This window comes from Streptomyces sp. NPDC056503 (genome assembly GCF_042794995.1).
Classification (GTDB): Bacteria; Actinomycetota; Actinomycetes; order Streptomycetales; family Streptomycetaceae; genus Streptomyces.
In genome coordinates this window covers 1-18,936 of record NZ_JBHTST010000075.1, presented here as the reverse complement: position 1 = coordinate 18,936, position 18,936 = coordinate 1, and the positions used below count along the sequence as shown (strand labels likewise).

Sequence of the window (18,936 nt, the reverse complement as noted above, 5' to 3'; positions counted from 1 at the left end):
TTACACTTCGTGGGCAAGGGTCTCCGTGAGGTCTCCCGGTACGTCTCCCGGGGTCCCGACAGGGGGAGCAGCGATGAGGATCCAGCGCACCGGCGTCTTCGCCGGAGAAGCCGCCATACCCGCACAGCGGGCCCGTGCCAGGACCCGCCGGCGCGGGCGCGTGGTGCGGGACCTGCGCGACCGCGGGGGCCGCGGTCCGCGTGCCCTCACCTTCGCGGCCGGCGACGTCGTGGTCGTCTCCGGGCTGCCCGGCAGCGGCAAGTCCACCCTGCTGCGGAGGGCCGCCGGGGGCCTCGGGATCGACTCCCAGGACGCCCGGGAGCGCTGGGAGGCCAGGATGCCCTCCTTCCTGCCGTACGCGCTCTACCGCCCGCTGGTCCGGATCGCGCACTACGCCGGGCTCCACCGGGCCCTGCGCTCCGGCACCGGGGTCGTCGTCCACGACTGCGGCACCCAGTCCTGGGTCCGCGGCTGGCTCGCCCGCTCGGCCGCCCGGCGCGGCCGCGCCCTCCACCTGGTCCTCCTCGACGTCGACGCGGAGACCGCGAGGGGCGGCCAGCGCGAGCGGGGCCGAGGGGTGTCCGCGTACGCCTTCGCCCGCCACCGCAGGGCCGTCGGCCGGCTCGTCGCCGCCGTCGAGTCGGGCCGGCCGCCGCACGGCTGCGCCTCCGCCACCCTCCTCGACCGGGACGCCGCGACCGCGCTGCGCCGCATCGGCTTCCGCGCCCCGGTCTAGGCCGGGCCCGGGGGTCCGCCCGTCGGGTTCTGGTCACAGCCGGGGCGGGGCGGCGTTAGGGTGCTGCGGGACGGCCGGGACCAGGGCCGTACGAGAAGGGGACGCAACCACCGTGGACGTGACGTGGCCGGGCAACGAGCTGGAGGAGGCGCTCGCCGCCGCTCTCGGGGAGCCCGGGGCCGGAGGCCGGCTCATCGAGGTGCTCGGCCGCAGCCCCGTCTGGGTCCCGCTGCCCAACGGCGGCGGCCCCGACAGCCCCGACCTGGATCTGGCCACGATGGAGATCGGCGGCGCCGCCTACGTCCCCGTCTTCAGCTCCCAGGAGCAGTTCCTCGCCTGTGTGGGCGACCACATGTCCTTCACCGTCGCCCCCGCCCGTGACTTCGCCCGCGGCCTGCCCCCGCAGCTCGGCATCGCGGTGAACCCCGGCGGCGTCGTCGGCGTCCCGCTGCCGCCGCCGGCCGTCGCCGAGCTCTGCCGGGCCGGCCGCACCGCCCTCGACGGGCCCGCGTCCGGCGGCCGGGTCCGGCTCTTCGAGCCGGACTGGCAGGACGACCCGGTCGACTTCCTCGCCGCCGCCGCCGCGGAGTTCGACGCCACCGGAGTCGTCGCCAGCGCCCGCCGCACCCTCGCCAGCGTCGAGGGCACCGAACCCGCCCTCTTCATCGGCGTCCAGCTCACCGGCTGGGACGGCGTCGACCGCAACGCCCCGCTGGACGCCCTCGGCCGCGCCCTCGGCCGCGTCGAGGTCGCCTGGCCGGTCAACCTGATCCTCCTCGACATGGCGGCCGACCCCGTCGGAGACTGGATGCTGGAGCGGGTGCGCCCCTTCTACCAGCGCGCCGCCGGGTGACCCCCGGACCGACCGGGCACCGACCACCGGCCGACCGGACCCCCGATCGACCGGACCACCGATCCACGGAACCACCGAACCACCGAACCACCGAGCCGTACGAGACAGAGGGGCGGGACCCAGGGTGAGCGCGTCAGGCAGCGCCGCGACCGGAGAGGTCGAGCAGATGCTGCGCCAGGTGGCGCCCGGACGCTACGACGCGTACGAGGGCCTGCTGCACGCCCTGGCCGACGGCGAGCTGTACATGCTGCTCTGGCAGGGCAACCCGGGCTCGGCCGACGCCCAGTACGGGAACATGGAGGTCGACGGGCACGGTTACGCGCCCTGCGTCACCTCCGCCGGCGAACTCGCCGCCTCCGGCTGGCACCGCGCCCACGAGCGCGTCACCGGCCGCGAGATCGCCCGCGCCCTCTACCCCGAGCGCTGGGGCGTCTGGCTCAATCCGCACGCCCCCGGCGGCGGCGTCGGAATCCCCTGGGCCGACCTGCGCCGGATCGCGACCGGCCTCGACCGGATGCCCGCCGGGCCCCTCCGGGTCTCCGAACCCGCACTGGAGATCCCGCAGTTCTACGCCCAGCTCACCCAGAACGCGCACCGGACCCCGGCCGTCCGCTCGCTGCGCCGCGGCTGGGTGCAGCCCGCGCTGGGAACCCCGTACCTCGTCATCGGGCTCGACCTGTACGACGGTTCGGCGGCGGCCGTGGACGAGGTGCGGGCGATGATGCGCCAGTCGATCGGCACCGTGCCCGACGGGCTGCCCGTCTCGACGGTCGCGCTCTCCGACGCGTACGACCCGGTGGCGCTCTGGCTGAAGGCCCACGCCCGGCCCTTCTACGACCGGGACGCGCACGGAGCACCGTCCCAGCATGCGGGATCCCACCGTCCGGGATACGGCTACCCGCCCGCGCAGCACCGCTGACGCCCGCTTCGCCCCACCGCCCCGCCCTGGCCGAAATTCCTTGCCAGGGCGGGGTTTTGCGTCCACTTGGGCCCGCTCCCGCCACCGATGTCCGGCATCGGACCGTTTTGGTGAGTGTCCGGGTCTCAGGTTGGTATCACCGCTATGCGGACTGTTCTCTGCCGCGTCACTCGCCAGTAGCGTTCGGCCGGTCAAGACCACACATGGCGACCCAGGGGTGGACCCATGCGCATACTCAATTCCCGGTCGACCCGGGCTCTGACGGCGGCCCTCACGGTCGGCCTCATCGCCACGGGCTGCGCGAGCGACCGGGACAAGGACGAGAACAAGTCCGGAGCCAAGGACACCTTCGTGTTCGGCGCCCCGGGCGACCCGGCCTCCCTCGACCCGGCCCTCGCGAGCGACGGCGAGACCTTCCGGGTCACCCGTCAGGCGTTCGAGGCGCTCCTGGAGCACGAGTCCGGCGGCAGCAAGCTGGTGGGCGGGCTCGCCGAGAAGTGGTCGAGCAACCCCGAGGGCACCGTCTGGACCTTCAACCTCCGCAAGGGCGTGAAGTTCCACGACGGCGAGACCCTCGACGCGAAGGCGGTCTGCGCCAACTACGACTACTGGTTCAACTGGAAGGGCACCTACCAGTCGAGCGCGGTCTCGTACTACTGGCAGACCATCATGGGCGGCTTCAAGGCCAACGAGGACAAGGAGACGCCCAAGGCGAACTACAAGTCCTGCACGGTCAAGGACGACGCCACGGCCGTCATCGAGGTCTTCGAGCCCTCCGCCAACCTGCCCGGCGGCTTCTCCCTGAACGCCCTCGCGATCCACTCGCCGAAGGCGATCGCGGAGTACGCGAAGCAGCAGGTCACCGAGGCCGGCGACGCCATCACGTACCCCAAGTACAGCCAGGAGGCCGGCACGGTCGCCGGCACCGGCCCGTACAAGATCACGAAGTGGAACAAGGGCAACAAGGAAGTCACCCTCGAGCGCTTCGACGACTACTGGGGCGACAAGGCCAAGATCAAGAACCTGGTCTTCCGCACGATCGACACCGAGGACGGCCGCCGCCAGGCGCTCCAGGCCGGTGACATCGACGGCTACGACCTGGTCGCGCCCGCCGACATCAAGACCCTCGAGGGCGCGGGCTTCCAGGTCCCGACCCGTGACGTCTTCAACCTGCTCTACCTCGGTATGACGCAGGAGGCCAACCCGGCGCTGAAGAAGCCCGAGGTCCGCCAGGCCATCGCGCACGCCGTCGACCGCGAGAACATCGTCAAGACCCAGCTGCCCGAGGGCGGCAAGGTCGCGACCCAGTTCATGCCCGACACCGTCGCCGGCTACTCGGAGAACGTGAAGAAGTACGCCTTCGACACGGCCAAGGCCAAGTCGCTCCTCGCCGGCGCCGGCGCGAGCGGCCTGTCGGTCGACTTCTGCTACCCGACCGAGGTCACCCGCCCGTACATGCCTGCCCCGCAGGACATCTTCGAGCTGGTCAAGGCCGACCTGGAGAAGGCCGGCATCAAGGTCACCCCGAAGCCGAAGAAGTGGAACCCCGACTACGTCGACGCGGTGGAGAAGGGCGGCTGCGCCCTCCACATGCTCGGCTGGACCGGTGACTTCAACGACGGCTACAACTTCATCGGCACCTGGTTCGCCGGGTACGACAAGCAGTGGGGCTTCAAGGACGACAAGGTCTTCAACGCGGTCAAGGCCGGCTCGCTCCAGGGCGACCCGACCAAGCGCACGGACCTCTACAAGGCCGCCAACGAGGCGATCATGGAGTACCTGCCCGGTCTCCCGCTGACCTCCTCCCCGCCGGCCATCGCGTTCGGCAAGAACGTGGTCCCGCCGAAGGTCTCCCCGCTGACGCAGGAGAACTTCGCCGAGGTCTCCTTCAAGTAACACACCCGTAAGCGGTCCGCCCGGTCACGCGCTCCTGCCGTGACCGGGCGTCCGCGCATCCACCCTCCACACGCAAGAAAGGGGCACGCGGGGTGTTGCGACTCGTCGTACGACGACTTCTCCAGCTCATACCCACCCTGCTCGGCCTGTCGGTTCTGCTGTTCATCTGGCTGAACCGACTGCCCGGCGGACCCGCCTCAGCGATCCTGGGCGAGCGGGCGACCGAAGCCGATGTGGCGCGCATCAACCGCGCGCTGGGACTCGACCAGCCGATCTACGTCCAGTACGGACGCTTCCTGAAGCGCCTCCTCGACCTCGACCTGGGCACCTCGGTGCAGACCGGGCAGCCCGTCTGGGACGAGTTCGTGCTGCGCTTCCCCGCCACGGTCGAACTCAGCATCGCGGCCATGGTCATCGCCACCGTCGTGGGCATCCCCCTCGGCTACCTCGCCGCCCGCAAGCGCGGCGGCTGGATCGACGTGGCCTCCGTCTCCGGCTCGCTCGTCGGCATCTGCATCCCGGTCTTCTTCCTGGCGCAGCTGCTCAAGGGCGCCTTCGGCGAGATCTTCGGTACCTTCGGCCGCCAGTCCACCGGCATCGACGCCACCAGCGTCACCGGCTTCGCCGTCCTCGACGGCCTGCTCACCGGCGAGCTCGACGCCGCCTGGGACGCCCTCATGCACCTGGTGCTGCCCGGCGTCGCCCTGGCCACCATCCCGCTCGCGGTCATCGTCCGGATGACCCGCGCCAGCGTCCTGGAGGTCCTCGGCGAGGACTACATCCGCACCGCCGAGTCCAAGGGCCTGGAGCGCCGGGTCGTCCGCGGTCGGCACGTCCTGCGCAACGCGCTGCTCCCCGTCGTCACCGCCGTCGGCCTGCTCACCGGCAGCCTGCTCTCCGGCGCGGTGCTCACCGAGTCCGTCTTCACCTTCGGCGGCATCGGCTCTTTCATCCGGACCGCCATCGACGCCCGCGACTACCCGGTGCTGGTCGGCTTCATCATGTTCATCGCCATGATCTACGTGCTGATCAACATGCTCGTCGACCTCGCCTACAGCGTCATCGACCCGAGGGTGCGGGTGCACTGATGAGTCTGATCACCACCACTTCGAAGATCGACCGGCTCGCCCAGCTCACGGCGAAGACCGAGACGGCCAGCGGCGCCAGCCTGTGGCGCGAGGCGATGCGCCGGATGCGCGCCAGCAAGATGGCGATCATCGGCGCCGTGATCATCGCCGCGTTCGTCCTGCTCGCGATCATCGGCCCGTGGATCGCCCCGTACAGCCCCACCGAGCAGACCTGGCGCGGCGAGGTCTTCTCCAACCGCGGCGAGTTCGTCGGCGCCCGCGCCGAGAACTGGTTCGGCCTGGACAACCTCGGCCGCGACCTGTTCTCCCGGATGCTCGTGGGCGCCCGCCAGACGCTGCTCGTCGGCGTCGTCTCCATGCTCATCGGCCTGCTGATCGGCGCGCTGGTCGGCATCGTGTCGGGCGCGGCGGCCACCCTCGGCGGGAAGTCCGGACGGCGGATCGACGACGCCATCATGCGCGTCACCGACATCCTGCTGGCGCTGCCCTCGCTGCTCCTCGCCGTCTCCGTCGCCGCCGTGATGGGCCAGTCGCTCACCACCGTGATGATCGCCGTCGGCGTGGTGCAGATCCCGGTCTTCGCCCGTCTGCTGCGCGGCTCGATGCTCGCCCAGGGCGGCAGCGACTACGTGCTCGCGGCCCGCTCGCTCGGCATCCGCAAGCGGCGGATCGTGCTCACCCAGATCCTGCCGAACTCGCTGAGCCCGGTGATCGTCCAGGCGACGCTCAGCCTCGCCACCGCCATCATCGAGGCCGCCGCCCTCTCCTACCTCGGACTCGGCAACCCCGATCCCGCGGTGCCGGAGTGGGGCGTCATGCTCTCCTCGGCCCAGCGCTTCTTCGACAACGAGCCGATGATGTCCATGTACCCGGCGGTCGGCATCATCATCACCGCCCTCGGCTTCACCCTGCTCGGCGAGGCCATGCGCGAAGCCCTCGACCCGAAGCTGCGAGGCTGACATGCCACTGCTCACCGTGGACGAACTCACCGTCACCTTCGGCGGCCGCGGCCGCAAGGACGTCCGGGCGGTCAACGGCGTCTCCTTCAGCGTCGACCAGGGCCAGGTCGTCGGCCTCGTCGGCGAGTCCGGCTGCGGCAAGTCCGTGACCTCGCTCGCCCTCATGGGACTGCTGCCCGGCAAGGGCGTCACCCTCGGCGGTCGCGCCGAACTCGACGGCACCGACCTGCTGAAGCTCTCCCCGTCGAAGATACGCGACCTGCGCGGGCGCGACATGGCGATGATCTTCCAGGACCCGCTGTCCTCGCTGAACCCGGTCGTCCCCATCGGCGTCCAGGTCACCGAGATCCTCCAGCGCCACCGCGGCCTGAAGGGCGAGGCCGCCCGCAAGGAGGCCGCGCACCTGCTCGACCGGGTCGGCATCCCCGACCCGGACCGGCGGCTCAAGGAGTTCCCGCACCAGCTCTCCGGCGGCATGCGGCAGCGCGCGCTCATCGCCATGGCGGTGGCCTGCGCCCCCCGTCTGCTGATCGCCGACGAGCCGACCACCGCGCTCGACGTCACCATCCAGGCCCAGATCCTCGAACTCCTCAAGGAACTGGTCGACCAGGAGGGCACCGCGCTGCTGATGATCACCCACGACCTGGGTGTCGTCGCCGGCCTCTGCGACCAGGTGAACGTCCTCTACGCGGGCAAGGTCGTCGAATCGGCCGGCCGGCGCGAGCTGTTCGCCCACCCGACGCACCCGTACACCCACGGCCTGCTCGGCTCCATCCCCCGGCTCGACGCCCCGCGCGGCGAACCGCTCCACCCGATCCGCGGGTCCATCAACGACCAGATCGCCTGGGCCGACGGCTGCGCCTTCGCCCCGCGCTGCGACCGGTACGAGATGGAGTGCCTCACCGGCACGCCCGAACTGACCGAACCGCGTGCGGCGGGCCACCACGCCCGCTGCGCGAACCCGGTCCTCGCCACGACGGAGGTACCGGCATGAGCCTGCTCGAACTCGACGGCGTGAAGGTCCACTTCCCCGTCAAGAAGGGCATCCTCTTCGACCGCACGGTCGGCCACGTCTACGCCGTGGACGGCATCTCGCTCAAGGTCGAGGCGGGCCAGACCTACGGCCTGGTCGGCGAGTCGGGCTGCGGCAAGACCACGCTCGGGCGGGCCGTGCTGCGGCTCGTGGACGTCACCGACGGCTCCGTCGTCCTCGACGGCACCGACGTGGCCAAGCTGCCGGAGAAGGAGCTGCGCTCCTTCCGCCGCCGGCTCCAGATGGTCTTCCAGGACCCGCTGGGCAGCCTCAACCCGCGCCAGAACATCGAGTCGATCCTCAGCGAGGGCATGGCCGCGCACGGCATCGGCGCGAACCAGGAGGAGCGGCGGGAGAGGATCCGGGAGATCCTCGCCAAGGTGGGCCTGCCCGCCAACAGCCTCTCCCGCTACCCGCACGAGTTCTCCGGCGGTCAGCGCCAGCGCATCGGCATCGCCCGCGCGCTGGTCCTGGAGCCGGACCTCATCATCTGCGACGAGCCGGTCTCCGCGCTCGACGTCTCCATCCAGGCGCAGGTCATCAACCTGCTGGAGGAGCTCCAGGAGTCGATGGGCCTGACCTACCTGGTCATCGCCCACGACCTCGCCGTCGTCCGGCACATCTCGGACGTCATCGGCGTGATGTACCTGGGCTCCCTGGTGGAGGAGGCGCCGAGCGACACGCTGTACGAGGAGCCGCTGCACCCGTACACCCGGGCGCTCATGTCGGCCGTGCCGGTGCCCGACCCGGAGGTCGAGGAGCGGCGCGAGCGGATCCTGCTCCACGGCGACCTGCCCTCCCCGGCGAACCCGCCGGCGGGCTGCCGCTTCCACACCCGCTGCCCGTGGGCGCAGCCGAAGTGCTCCCAGGAGCGCCCGGAGCTCACCGACGCGGGCGGCGGCCACAAGGTGGCGTGCCACTTCACCCGGGAGATCCAGGACGGCACGCTCGCCCCGGCGGGCGGGTCCGACGCCGTGGTGATCCCGGCCCAGGCGGAGGCCCCGGCGGACGAGACGACCCCGGAGCCGGAGGACGCCCCCAAGGACGCCCCCAAGGACGCCCCTAAGGACGCGCCCGAGGACGCCCCCAAGGACGCGCCCGAGGAGGCTCCTGAGGACGCCCCCAAGGACGCGCCCGAGGACGCCCCCAAGGACAAGTAGGGCACCTGGAAGGGGTCCGGTCGCCGCGGTGCGGCCGGGCCCCTTCCGAACACACGGCACAATTGGCCGGTGCTCCACGATCTGTTCAGTCCGTCGGTCCAACACACACTCGACCTCGTCGGCATCTTCGTCTTCGCCATCTCCGGCGCCCTCCTCGGCGTCCGGAAGAACTTCGACGTCTTCGGCATGGCCGTCCTCGCCGAGGTGACCGCGCTCGGCGGCGGACTCCTGCGCGACCTGATCATCGGAGCCGTACCCCCGGCCGCCTTCACCGACCTCGGCTACTTCCTCATGCCGCTGGTCGCCACCGCGCTCGTCTTCTTCCTCCACCCCGAGGTGGAGCGCACCCAGACCGCCGTGAACGTCTTCGACGCGGCCGGCCTCGGCCTCTTCTGCGTGACCGGGACGACGAAGGCGTACGACTACGGGCTCGGCCTCACCTCCTCGGCGGCGCTCGGCCTCGCCACGGCCGTCGGCGGCGGCGTGCTGCGCGACGTGCTCGCCAACGAGGTGCCCTCGCTGCTCCGCTGGGACCGGGACCTGTACGCCGTGCCCGCCATCGTCGGCTCGGCCATGGTCGTCCTCTGCATCCGCTTCGACGTGCTGAACGCCTACACCAGCAGCACCGCCGTGCTCACCGCCTTCCTCCTGCGGCTGCTCGCGATGCGCTACCACTGGCGGGCGCCGCGCGCCTGGAACCGCCGCTCGGCGGCCCGCGAGGAGCCCGAAAAAGCTACCGCTCAGTAATTTTCTGCTGTACCGTCGGCCGCATGAGCACGAGCACCGAGACGAGCCCCGAGACGAGCCCCGCCCCCGCGGCCGAGGCGCTCAGCGAGTTCGACCGGGACACCGCCGTCACCCCGCGCGAGCCCGGTGTCTACGACGCCGAACTCTCGGCGGGCTGGACGATCATCCATGCCGTCAACGGCGGCTACCTCCTCGCCCTGCTCGGTCGCGCCCTCGGCGACCACCTGCCGCACCCCGACCCGTTCACCATCTCGGCGCACTACCTCACGCCGTCGGTGCCGGGCCCCGCGGTCATCCGGACCGAGACCGTCCGCACCGGCCGGACCCTCTCCACCGGCACCGCCTCCCTCTACCAGTACGCCGAGGACGGCACCGAGGTCGAGCGGATCCGCGTCCTCGCCTCCTACGGCGACCTCGACGCCCTCGCCGACGACGTCCGCACCAGCGCGGTCCCGCCCGTCTTCGCCCCGGCCGACCAGTGCTTCAGCGCCTCCGACGGCCCGGCCCCGCCGATCCCCGGCTCCTCCGCCATCACCGACCGGCTGGACCTCCGCCTCGACCCCTCCTGCGTCGGCTGGGCGATCGGCGCCCCCTCCGGCAAGGGCGAGATGCGCGCCTGGTTCGGCCTCGCCGACGGCCGCGAGCCCGACGCGCTCTCCCTGCTCCTCGCCGTCGACGCCCTGCCGCCGACCTCCTTCGAGCTGGGCCTCAAGGGCTGGACGCCGACCGTGGAACTCACCACGCACGTCCGCTGCCGCCCCGCCCCCGGCCCGCTCCGGGTCTCCATCACCACCCGCAACCTCGCCGGCGGCTTCCTGGAGGAGGACGCCGAGGTCTGGGACAGCGCCGGCCGGCTCGTCGCCCAGTCCCGCCAGCTGGCCCGCGCCCCGCGCGGCTGAACCGGTACGTCCCCGGCCCGCGACGGCCGGGCGCCGGTCCACGGGCGGGCCGGGCGACGGCCGACGGCGCCCGGGCGCGGGGGACGGGCGGGCCGGAGTCGGCCCCTGCCCGGCGGAGTCCGGCCGGGCTCGTAGGGGAGCGCCCCGTCCGGGCTCGTAGAATCGACCCACCATGGTTTACCTCGACCACGCCGCGACCACGCCCATGCTCCCCGAGGCGATCGAGGCGATGACCGCCCACCTCGCCGTCACGGGCAACGCCTCCTCCCTGCACGCCGCCGGCCGGCGCGCCCGGCGGACCGTCGAGGAGGGCCGCGAGGCCCTCGCCGCCGCGCTCGGCGCCCGCCCCAGCGAGGTGGTCTTCACCTCCGGCGGCACCGAGGCCGACAACCTCGCCGTGAAGGGCCTCTACTGGTCCCGCCGCGCCGCCGACCCCCGCCGCACCCGGGTCCTCGCCAGCCCCGTCGAGCACCACGCCGTCCTCGACGCCGTCGACTGGCTCGCCACCCACGAGGGCGCCGACGTCGAGTACCTGCCGGTCGACGCGTACGGCAGGGTCCACCCCGAGGCGCTGCGCGAGGCGATCGCCCGCGACCCGGACTCCGTCGCCCTCGCCACCGTGATGTGGGCCAACAACGAGATCGGCACCGTCATGCCGGTCCGCGCGCTCGCCGACGTCGCCGCCGGGTTCGGCGTCCCGCTGCACGCCGACGCCGTCCAGGCCGTCGGCCAGCTCCCCGTCGACTTCGGCGCCTCCGGGCTCGCCGCCATGACCGTCTCCGGCCACAAGATCGGCGGCCCGTACGGCATCGGCGCCCTGCTCCTCGGCCGCGAGTACACCCCCGTCCCCGTGCTGCACGGCGGCGGGCAGGAGCGGCACGTCCGCTCCGGCACCCTCGACGTCCCCGCCGTCGCCGCCTTCGCCACCGCGGCCCGCGTTGCCGCCGACGGGCAGGAGGCCTTCGCCCGCGAGGTCGGCGCCCTGCGCGACGCGCTCGTCACCGCCGTCCGCGCGACCGTCCCCGACGCGATCCTCGGCGGCGACCCGGCCGACCGGCTCCCCGCCAACGCCCACTTCACCTTCCCCGGCTGCGAGGGCGACTCCCTGCTCCTCCTGCTCGACGCCGCCGGCATCGCCTGCTCCACCGGCTCCGCCTGCACCGCCGGCATCGCCCAGCCCAGCCACGTCCTGCTCGCCACCGGCACCGACCCCGACCTGGCCCGCGGCACCCTCCGCTTCTCCCTCGGCCACACCTCCACCGAGGAGGACGTGAAGGCCGTCGCCGACGCCATCGGCCCCGCCGTGGAGCGCGCCAGGACCGCCGGCCTCAGCTAGGCCGTGCCGTCCGGTCCGGCCGGGAGTCTCGTCCGCTCCCGGCGGACCAGCTCCATGTACCGGTCCCACTCCCAGTGCGGGCCGGGATCGGTGTGGTCGGTGCCCTCGACCTCCACGTGCCCGATGACGTGCTCCCGGTCCACCGGTATCCCGTACCGCCGGCAGATGTCCGCCGTGAGCCGCGCGGACCCCGCGTACATCTCCGCCGTGAAGTCCCGCGGCCGGTCCACGAAACCCTCGTGCTCGATGCCGATGCTCCGCTCGTTCATGTCCCGGTTCCCGGCGTGGAAGGCCACGTCGAGCTCCCGGACCATCTGCGCCACGTGCCCGTCCTTGCGGACCACGTAGTGCGTGGCGGCCTGGTGCAGCGGGTTGCGGAAGACCTTCAGCGCCGACGCGTACGAGCCCTGCACCACGTGGATCACCACGCGGTCGATCACGTAGTCGTCCGGCCGGTCCGCCCGCCGCCAGTTCGCCTGGTGCGCGGCCGTCCACTCGGCGGCCTTGTGGTCCAGGGCCCCGTCCGTCCGCGGCTTCTCCATCCCCGGCAGCCGCCACCAGGCCCGCGCCAGCTCCTCGCGCGCCAGGACCGCCGTGCCGACCACGGCGGTCCCGCCGCCGAGCAGCACGGCGCGACGCCGGACCCCCCGCTTCTTCCCGGTCCCCCGCTTGCCGTTCTCGCTCCCCATGTCTCCCAGAACGCTCGGTCCCGGCCGCGCGGTTCCCGGCGCCCCGTACCCTGGTAGGGCTATGACTCAGACTCCGCGCCCTCTCCGTGTCCTCGCCGCCATGTCCGGTGGCGTCGACTCCGCCGTCGCCGCCGCCCGAGCCGTCGAGGCGGGCCACGACGTCACCGGCGTGCACCTCGCGCTCTCCGCGAACCCGCAGTCCTTCCGCACCGGAGCCCGCGGCTGCTGCACCATCGAGGACTCGCGCGACGCGCGCCGGGCCGCCGACGTCATCGGCATCCCCTTCTACGTGTGGGACCTCGCCGAGCGCTTCCGCGCCGACGTCGTCGACGACTTCGTCGCGGAGTACGAGGCGGGCCGCACCCCCAACCCGTGCCTGCGCTGCAACGAGAAGATCAAGTTCGCGGCGCTGCTCGACAAGGCGCTCGCCCTCGGCTTCGACGCGGTCTGCACCGGCCACTACGCCACCGTGGTGTCGAACGAGGACGGCACCCGCGAGCTGCACCGCGCCTCCGACATGGCGAAGGACCAGTCGTACGTGCTCGGCGTCCTCGACGAGCAGCAGCTCGCCCACGCGATGTTCCCGCTCGGCGACACCCTCACCACCAAGGACGAGATCCGGGCCGAGGCCGAGCGGCGCGGCCTCGCCGTCGCCAAGAAGCCCGACAGCCACGACATCTGCTTCATCGCCGACGGCGACACCCAGGGCTTCCTCGCCACCCGCCTGGGCAAGGCGGAGGGCGACATCGTCGACGAGTCGGGCAACAGGCTCGGCACCCACGAGGGCGCGTACGGCTTCACCATCGGCCAGCGCAAGGGGCTCCGCATCGGCCACCCGGCCGCCGACGGCAAGCCCCGCTACGTCCTCGACATCTCGCCCGTGGACAACACCGTCACCGTCGGCCCCGCTGAGTCCCTCGACGTCACCGCCCTCACCGCGATCAAGCCCCGCTGGTGCGGCACCGCCCCCGAGGGCCCCGGCCGCTACACCGCCCAGCTCCGCGCCCACGGCGGCGAGACCCAGGTCACCGCGGTCCCGGAGGACGACGGGCTCCGCGTCACCTTCGACGAGCCCGTCCGGGGCGTGGCCCCGGGCCAGGCGATCGTGCTCTACGACGGCACGCGCGTGGTCGGCTCGGCGACGATCGCGCGGACGGTACGCCGCACGGAGACCGCCCCCGCGTAGCGGGGGCCGTCCGGCTCGTACGGCCCCGCCGGCTCACACGGTCCCGGCCGACTCCGCGACCTCCGCCACGAACTCCGCGAGGACCGGCGCCAGCACATGGGGCGCCACCTCGTGGGTCTGGCCCGTCAGCGTCCGGTGCCGGGCCCGGGGCAGCAGCGCCGACAGCTCCCGGGCGGCCCGCCGTACCGGCGCCGGGCTCGCGCCCCCGTCGACCACCAGCACGCGCGCGTGGACCTCCGGGAGGGACCCGAGCACCTCGTACGGCTCGAAGACCGACACCGCCGCCACCGGCAGCCCGGCCGCGGCGGCCGCCAGCGCCAGCGCGCCGCCCGCCCCGTTGCCGTGCACCGCCGCACCGGGACCCGCCTCCGCCAGCACCGCCGCCAGGTCCTCGAACTCCCGCTCGACCGCGTAGCCGCTCCCGCCGTGCTCCCGGCGGTCGTACAGGAAGACCGGACAGCTCCGGGCCAGCAGCCGGGCGAGCGGCCCCTCGCCCGCGTCCGTCCCCGGCACCCCGCCGACCAGCACCACCGCGGGACCGTCCGCGGCCCCCGTCCCGTACCGCGCGTACGCGATCGGGGTCCCGTCCCGTGACACGACCGTCTTCACCTCGTCCATGGCAGGGCAGACCGGCGGACCCGCCGGAACTCATCGCCGCGGCCCGGGATTTCCCGAAGAATCCTGGAAGCCGCAGGTCACGGCATACGGTGTCGGCATGAACATCTGCGTCTTCCTCTCCGCCGCCGACCTCGACGAGCGCTACACCGCCCCCGCCCGCGAGTTCGCCGGCCTCCTCGGCAAGGCCGGCTACACCCTCGTGTGGGGCGGCTCCGACACCGGCCTGATGAAGGTCGTCGCGGACGGCGTCCAGGAGGCCGGCGGCCGGCTCGTCGGCGTCTCCGTCGACTTCCTCGCCGCCAAGGCCCGCCTCCAGGCCGACGAGATGACCGTCGCCAAGGACCTCGCCGAACGGAAGGCGCTCCTCCTCGCCAAGTCCGACGCGATCGTCGTCATGGTCGGCGGCACCGGCACCCTCGACGAGGCCACCGAGATCCTGGAACTGAAGAAGCACGCCAAGCACACCAAGCCCGTCGTCGTCCTCAACACCGCCGGCTTCTACGACGGCCTCAGGACCCAGTTCCAGCGCATGGAGGACGAGGGCTTCCTCCCCCGCCCCCTCGCCGAACTCGCCTTCTTCGCCGAGGACGGGGCGAAGGCCCTCGCGTACCTGGAGAGCGAGATCGCCTCCCGCTGATGGGACCATGGTGACCATGGCTACTCATGTGATCACCGGGGCCGGTTCCGGCATCGGCGCCGCCGTCGCGCGGCGGCTGCACGCGCGCGGGGACGAACTCGTGCTGCACGCGCGCGACGCGGGGCGGGCGAAGGAGCTGGCGGCGGAGTTCCCCGGCGCCCGGACGCTCGTCGGGGACCTGGCGGACCCGGACCGGCTCTCCTGGGCGTTCTCGCACCAGAGCCTGCCGGACCGGGTCGACTCGCTGCTGCACGTCGCCGGCGTCGTGGACCTCGGCGGCGTGGGGGAGCTGACCCCCAAGGCCTGGCACCACCAGCTGAACGTCAACCTGATCGCCCCCGCCGAGCTGACCCGGCACTTCCTGCCGCAGCTCCGCCTCTGCCAGGGGCACGTCGTCTTCGTGAACTCCGGCGCCGGGCTGGCCGCGCACGCGGAGTGGAGCGCGTACGCCGCCTCCAAGCACGGCCTGAAGGCCCTCGCCGACTCGCTGCGCCACGAGGAGCACGCCCACGGCGTCCGGGTCACCTCCGTCTACCCCGGCCGCACCGCGAGCCCCATGCAGACCAAGGTGCACCAGCAGGAGGGCAAGGAGTACGACCCCGCGAAGTGGATCGACCCCGAGTCCGTGGCCACCACGATCGTGATGGCACTGGACCTGCCGCGCGACGCCGAGGTCAACGACCTGACGGTCCGTCCGGGGCGGTAGGGAACCATGAACGACACCCCCCAGTGGGGCCCCGCCACCGGCGTCGGGTCCCTGCCCGGCGGCGACGCCCGCGAGGCCGCCAAGACCGTCACCGGATCCTTCGAGGACTTCCCCTTCCTCGCCGAACTCCCCGCCCGGGGGCCCGGCGCCGACATGATCGGCCGCACCCTCGGGATGCTCGTCGACCTGTACGCGCACGTGGAGCCCAGCGGCTGGCGGATCAGCGACCGGCCCGGCCGCGACACCCGCCGCGCCCGCTCCTGGCTCGGCGAGGACCTCGACGCCCTGGAGGAGTTCACCCAGGGGTACGAGGGACCGCTCAAGGTCCAGGCCGTCGGCCCGTGGACGCTCGCCGCCGCCCTCGAACTCCGCGGCGGCGAGGCCGCCCTGGGCGACGCGGGCGCCTGCCGTGACCTCGTCGCCTCCCTCGCCGAGGGCCTGCGCGAGCACCTCGCCGACGTCGCCAGGCGCGTCCCCGGCGCCCGGATCGTGCTCCAGCTCGACGAGCCCTCGCTCACCGCCGTCCTCCTCGGGCAGATCCGCACCGCCAGCGGCTACCGCACCCACCGGGCCGTCGACCGGCAGGTCGTCGAGGCCGCCCTGCGGGACGTGGTCGCCGCCCACGACGGGCCCGTGACCGTCCACTCGTGCGCCCCCGGGGTGCCCTTCGCGCTGCTGCGCCGGGCCGGTGTCGCCGGCGTCTCGTTCGACTTCGGGCTGCTCACCGAACGTGACGAGGAGCCGATCGGCGAGGCCGTGGAGGCCGGCACGAAGCTCTTCGCCGGTGTGGTGCCCTCCACCGACACGGCATTGTCCGACCCGGGCGGTAGCGTCATGGGGGTCAGGACGCTGTGGCGCAGGCTGGGGCTGAATCCGGGGACTCTCGCCGAGTCCGTGGTCGTCACCCCCACCTGCGGGCTCGCGGGCGCCTCGCCCGCGTACGCCCGGGCGGCGCTCGCCCACTGCGCCCGGGCGGCGAGATCGCTCGCGGACAACCCAGAGTGACCGGGTTCTGAAGTACGGGAGGACGGACGAAGGTGGCAGTCGAACAGGGGGCCCTGCCCGGCGGAGAGGCGGTCGTGCCCGCCGAGGCACGGGAGAAGCACGCCGAGCTGGCCGAGCAGGTCGAGGAGCACCGCTTCCGGTACTACGTGAAGGACCAGCCGGTCGTCAGCGACGCGGAGTTCGACCGGCTCCTGCGCGCCCTGGAGGCGCTGGAGGAGGAGCACCCGGAGCTGCGCACGCCCGACTCGCCGACCCAGAAGGTGGCCGGGCAGTACGAGACGGACTTCGCCTCCGTCGAGCACCGCGAGCGCATGCTCTCGCTGGACAACGCCTTCGACGACGAGGAGCTGGCGACCTGGGCCGAGCGCGTCGCCCGGGACGTCGGCACCCCCGACTTCCACTTCCTGTGCGAGCTCAAGGTCGACGGCCTCGCCGTCAACCTGACCTACGAGCACGGCCGGCTCACCCGCGCCGCCACCCGCGGCGACGGCCGCGCCGGCGAGGACATCACGCCCAACGTGCGGACGATCTCCGACATCCCCGAGCGGCTCAAGGGAGACCGGATCCCGGAGCTCGTCGAGATCCGGGGCGAGGTCTACTTCCCGATGGAGGCCTTCGAGGCGCTCAACGCCCGTCTGGTGGAGGCCGGCGACAAGCCCTTCGCCAACCCGCGCAACGCGGCCGCCGGCTCGCTGCGCCAGAAGGACCCGAAGGTCACCGCCACCCGCCCGCTCCACATGGTGGTCCACGGCATCGGCGCCCGGGAGGGCTTCGAGATCTCCCGGCTCTCGGAGGCGTACGGGCTGCTGCGCGCGTGGGGCCTGCCCACCTCCACGCACAACAAGGTGGTCGGCGGCCTCCCCGAGGTGCGCGAGTTCATCGCGTACTACGGCGAGAACCGCCACTCCGTCGCCCACGAGATCGACGGCGTCGTCGTCAAGCTCGACGAGATCCCCCTCCAGGGCCGGCTCGGCTCCACCGCGCGCGCCCCGCGCTGGGCCATCGCCTGGAAGTACGCGCCGGAGGAGGTCAACACCAAGCTCGTCGACATCAAGGTCGGCGTCGGCCGCACCGGCCGCGTCACCCCGTACGCCCAGGTGGAGCCCGTCACCGTGGCCGGCTCCGAGGTCGAGTTCGCCACCCTCCACAACCAGGAGGTGGTGAAGGCCAAGGGCGTCCTCATCGGCGACACCGTGGTGCTCCGCAAGGCCGGCGACGTCATCCCGGAGATCCTCGGCCCCGTGGCCGACCTGCGGGACGGCACCGAGCGGGAGTTCGTGATGCCGGCCGAGTGCCCCGAGTGCGGCACGGCGCTGAAGCCGATGAAGGAGGGCGACATCGACCTCCGCTGTCCGAACGCCCGGACCTGCCCGGCCCAGCTGCGCGAGCGGGTCGAGTTCCTCGCCGGGCGCGCCTGCCTCGACATCGAGAAGTTCGGCGCGGTGGCCGCCGCCGCCCTGACCCAGCCCCTGGAGCCGGCCGAACCGCCGCTCAGGGACGAGGGCGACCTCTTCGACCTCACCATCGAGCAGCTGCTGCCGATCAGGGCGTACGTCCTCGACGCCGACAGCGGACTGCCCAAGCGGGACCCGAAGACCGGCGAGGAGAAGATCGCCACCGTCTTCGCCAACCAGAAGGGCGAGCCGAAGAAGAACGCGCTCGCCATGCTGGAGAACATCGCCGCCGCCAGGACCCGCCCGCTCGCCCGCTTCATCAACGGCCTGTCGATCCGTCACGTCGGCCCCGTCGCCGCCGAGGCGCTGGCCCGCGAGTTCCGCTCCCTGGAGCGGATCGAGCAGGCCACCGAGGAGGAGCTGGCCGCGGTGGACGGCGTCGGCGGCATCATCGCCGCCGCCGTGAAGCAGTGGTTCGCCGAGGAGTGGCACCGCGAGATCCTGCGGAAGTGGCGCGCCGCCGGCGTCACCCTGGAGGACGAGGGCGCGGGGGAGGAGGAGGGGCCCCGCCCGCTGGAGGGCCTGACGGTCGTCGTGACCGGCACCCTGGAACAGTTCACCCGGGATGGCGCAAAAGAATCGCTCCAGAGCCGCGGAGCGAAGGTCACCGGTTCCGTTTCGAAGAAGACCTCCTTCGTCGTGGTCGGGGAGAACCCGGGCTCCAAGTACGACAAGGCGATGCAGCTGAAGGTTCCGGTTCTCGACGAGGAAGGCTTCAAGATCCTGCTCGAACAGGGTCCCGAGGCCGCCCGCGAGGCCGCACGGCCGGTCGAGGAGTAACCGCCGGTCACCCCTCTCCGGACCCCGGAAGCTCACCCGTTCGGCGCATACCAGATCGTTACGGGTGGCCAGGTCGCATTCGGGCAAGAGAGGGAGAGCGCTGCCCCTCGGCGCCCTCGGCGGCCTAGTGTGGTGACCGTGCGTCTCGTCCCGCACCGCCGCGCGAGGGTTCTGCGCGGCCGTGCGCCAGGACGAACGGCCCCGCGCCGTGCGCCCCGCCCCTGAAGCCGGCGGG

General features: G+C 72.7%; 18 protein-coding genes. 16 read left to right on the top strand and 2 right to left on the bottom strand.

Features of this window, described 5'->3' with window-relative positions; translation table 11 throughout:
* The first annotated feature begins 73 nt into the window (after positions 1–73).
* From ACFQ8C_RS22180 to ACFQ8C_RS22130, 11 genes are all read left to right on the top strand, one after another.
* On the top strand, positions 74–736 hold the full coding sequence (locus ACFQ8C_RS22180; RefSeq protein WP_383460187.1) for an AAA family ATPase: 663 nt from the start codon (positions 74–76) through the stop codon (positions 734–736).
* A gap of 112 nt (positions 737–848) precedes the next feature.
* Positions 849–1,589 carry an enhanced serine sensitivity protein SseB gene (locus ACFQ8C_RS22175; RefSeq protein ID WP_383460184.1) on the top strand — a complete coding sequence of 247 codons (741 nt, stop codon included), beginning with the start codon at positions 849–851 and terminating at the stop codon, positions 1,587–1,589.
* A 124-nt stretch (positions 1,590–1,713) separates the two neighbouring features.
* Positions 1,714–2,508 (top strand): enhanced serine sensitivity protein SseB C-terminal domain-containing protein, encoded by a 795-nt coding sequence (locus ACFQ8C_RS22170; protein WP_383460181.1) that lies wholly within the window; start codon positions 1,714–1,716, stop codon positions 2,506–2,508.
* Between the two features lie 225 nt (positions 2,509–2,733).
* Complete coding sequence (locus ACFQ8C_RS22165; RefSeq protein WP_383460178.1) at positions 2,734–4,404, top strand: ABC transporter substrate-binding protein; 1,671 nt, start codon at positions 2,734–2,736, stop codon at positions 4,402–4,404.
* A gap of 92 nt (positions 4,405–4,496) precedes the next feature.
* Positions 4,497–5,492 (top strand): ABC transporter permease, encoded by a 996-nt coding sequence (locus ACFQ8C_RS22160; RefSeq protein ID WP_383460176.1) that lies wholly within the window; start codon positions 4,497–4,499, stop codon positions 5,490–5,492.
* A complete protein-coding gene (locus tag ACFQ8C_RS22155; protein ID WP_383460174.1) occupies positions 5,492–6,451 on the top strand; it encodes an ABC transporter permease in 960 nt (319 codons plus the stop codon). Before ACFQ8C_RS22160 ends, ACFQ8C_RS22155 begins: the two co-directional genes overlap by 1 nt.
* A gap of 1 nt (position 6,452) precedes the next feature.
* Positions 6,453–7,445, top strand: coding sequence for an ABC transporter ATP-binding protein (locus ACFQ8C_RS22150; RefSeq protein WP_383460171.1), 993 nt, complete (start codon positions 6,453–6,455; stop codon positions 7,443–7,445).
* Complete coding sequence (locus ACFQ8C_RS22145) at positions 7,442–8,644, top strand: oligopeptide/dipeptide ABC transporter ATP-binding protein (RefSeq protein ID WP_383460168.1); 1,203 nt, start codon at positions 7,442–7,444, stop codon at positions 8,642–8,644. Before ACFQ8C_RS22150 ends, ACFQ8C_RS22145 begins: the two co-directional genes overlap by 4 nt.
* A gap of 69 nt (positions 8,645–8,713) precedes the next feature.
* A complete protein-coding gene (locus tag ACFQ8C_RS22140; RefSeq protein ID WP_383460166.1) occupies positions 8,714–9,391 on the top strand; it encodes a trimeric intracellular cation channel family protein in 678 nt (225 codons plus the stop codon).
* A gap of 23 nt (positions 9,392–9,414) precedes the next feature.
* A complete protein-coding gene (locus ACFQ8C_RS22135) occupies positions 9,415–10,290 on the top strand; it encodes a thioesterase family protein (protein WP_383460165.1) in 876 nt (291 codons plus the stop codon).
* A gap of 172 nt (positions 10,291–10,462) precedes the next feature.
* Positions 10,463–11,626 (top strand): cysteine desulfurase family protein, encoded by a 1,164-nt coding sequence (locus ACFQ8C_RS22130; RefSeq protein WP_383460162.1) that lies wholly within the window; start codon positions 10,463–10,465, stop codon positions 11,624–11,626.
* Here the strand turns inward: ACFQ8C_RS22130 and ACFQ8C_RS22125 are convergent.
* A complete protein-coding gene (locus tag ACFQ8C_RS22125) occupies positions 11,623–12,315 on the bottom strand; it encodes an N-acetylmuramoyl-L-alanine amidase (RefSeq protein ID WP_383460160.1) in 693 nt (230 codons plus the stop codon). The two genes, ACFQ8C_RS22130 and ACFQ8C_RS22125, sit on opposite strands and share 4 nt — an antisense overlap.
* Before the next feature lie 61 nt (positions 12,316–12,376).
* Between ACFQ8C_RS22125 and mnmA the strand changes: the two genes are divergently transcribed.
* On the top strand, positions 12,377–13,501 hold the full coding sequence (gene mnmA / locus ACFQ8C_RS22120; RefSeq protein WP_383460158.1) for a tRNA 2-thiouridine(34) synthase MnmA: 1,125 nt from the start codon (positions 12,377–12,379) through the stop codon (positions 13,499–13,501).
* 33 nt (positions 13,502–13,534) lie between these two features.
* Here mnmA and ACFQ8C_RS22115 read toward each other — a convergent pair whose 3' ends face one another.
* Positions 13,535–14,119, bottom strand: coding sequence for an alpha/beta fold hydrolase (locus ACFQ8C_RS22115; protein ID WP_383460155.1), 585 nt, complete (start codon positions 14,117–14,119; stop codon positions 13,535–13,537).
* Between the two features lie 97 nt (positions 14,120–14,216).
* Between ACFQ8C_RS22115 and ACFQ8C_RS22110 the strand changes: the two genes are divergently transcribed.
* The 4 genes from ACFQ8C_RS22110 to ligA are packed head-to-tail and all read left to right on the top strand — an operon-like array spanning position 14,217 to position 18,701.
* Complete coding sequence (locus ACFQ8C_RS22110; RefSeq protein ID WP_383460152.1) at positions 14,217–14,756, top strand: TIGR00730 family Rossman fold protein; 540 nt, start codon at positions 14,217–14,219, stop codon at positions 14,754–14,756.
* A gap of 7 nt (positions 14,757–14,763) precedes the next feature.
* Positions 14,764–15,462, top strand: coding sequence for an SDR family oxidoreductase (locus tag ACFQ8C_RS22105; RefSeq protein WP_383460150.1), 699 nt, complete (start codon positions 14,764–14,766; stop codon positions 15,460–15,462).
* A gap of 6 nt (positions 15,463–15,468) precedes the next feature.
* Entirely contained in the window at positions 15,469–16,467 is a 999-nt protein-coding gene (locus ACFQ8C_RS22100; protein ID WP_383460147.1) for a methionine synthase, read from the top strand.
* Between the two features lie 32 nt (positions 16,468–16,499).
* Positions 16,500–18,701 (top strand): NAD-dependent DNA ligase LigA, encoded by a 2,202-nt coding sequence (ligA, locus tag ACFQ8C_RS22095; protein WP_383460144.1) that lies wholly within the window; start codon positions 16,500–16,502, stop codon positions 18,699–18,701.
* The last annotated feature ends 235 nt before the right edge of the window (positions 18,702–18,936 follow it).

Coding starts and splice junctions, on each gene's coding strand:
- ACFQ8C_RS22180 (WP_383460187.1), top strand. CDS start 74: ATGAGGATCCAGCGCACCGGCGTCTTCGCCGGAGAAGCCGCCATACCC.
- ACFQ8C_RS22165 (WP_383460178.1), top strand. CDS start 2,734: ATGCGCATACTCAATTCCCGGTCGACCCGGGCTCTGACGGCGGCCCTC.
- ACFQ8C_RS22155 (WP_383460174.1), top strand. CDS start 5,492: ATGAGTCTGATCACCACCACTTCGAAGATCGACCGGCTCGCCCAGCTC.
- ACFQ8C_RS22150 (WP_383460171.1), top strand. CDS start 6,453: ATGCCACTGCTCACCGTGGACGAACTCACCGTCACCTTCGGCGGCCGC.
- ACFQ8C_RS22145 (WP_383460168.1), top strand. CDS start 7,442: ATGAGCCTGCTCGAACTCGACGGCGTGAAGGTCCACTTCCCCGTCAAG.
- ACFQ8C_RS22135 (WP_383460165.1), top strand. CDS start 9,415: ATGAGCACGAGCACCGAGACGAGCCCCGAGACGAGCCCCGCCCCCGCG.
- ACFQ8C_RS22130 (WP_383460162.1), top strand. CDS start 10,463: ATGGTTTACCTCGACCACGCCGCGACCACGCCCATGCTCCCCGAGGCG.
- ACFQ8C_RS22125 (WP_383460160.1), bottom strand. CDS start 12,315: ATGGGGAGCGAGAACGGCAAGCGGGGGACCGGGAAGAAGCGGGGGGTC.
- mnmA (WP_383460158.1), top strand. CDS start 12,377: ATGACTCAGACTCCGCGCCCTCTCCGTGTCCTCGCCGCCATGTCCGGT.
- ACFQ8C_RS22115 (WP_383460155.1), bottom strand. CDS start 14,119: ATGGACGAGGTGAAGACGGTCGTGTCACGGGACGGGACCCCGATCGCG.
- ACFQ8C_RS22110 (WP_383460152.1), top strand. CDS start 14,217: ATGAACATCTGCGTCTTCCTCTCCGCCGCCGACCTCGACGAGCGCTAC.
- ACFQ8C_RS22105 (WP_383460150.1), top strand. CDS start 14,764: ATGGTGACCATGGCTACTCATGTGATCACCGGGGCCGGTTCCGGCATC.
- ACFQ8C_RS22100 (WP_383460147.1), top strand. CDS start 15,469: ATGAACGACACCCCCCAGTGGGGCCCCGCCACCGGCGTCGGGTCCCTG.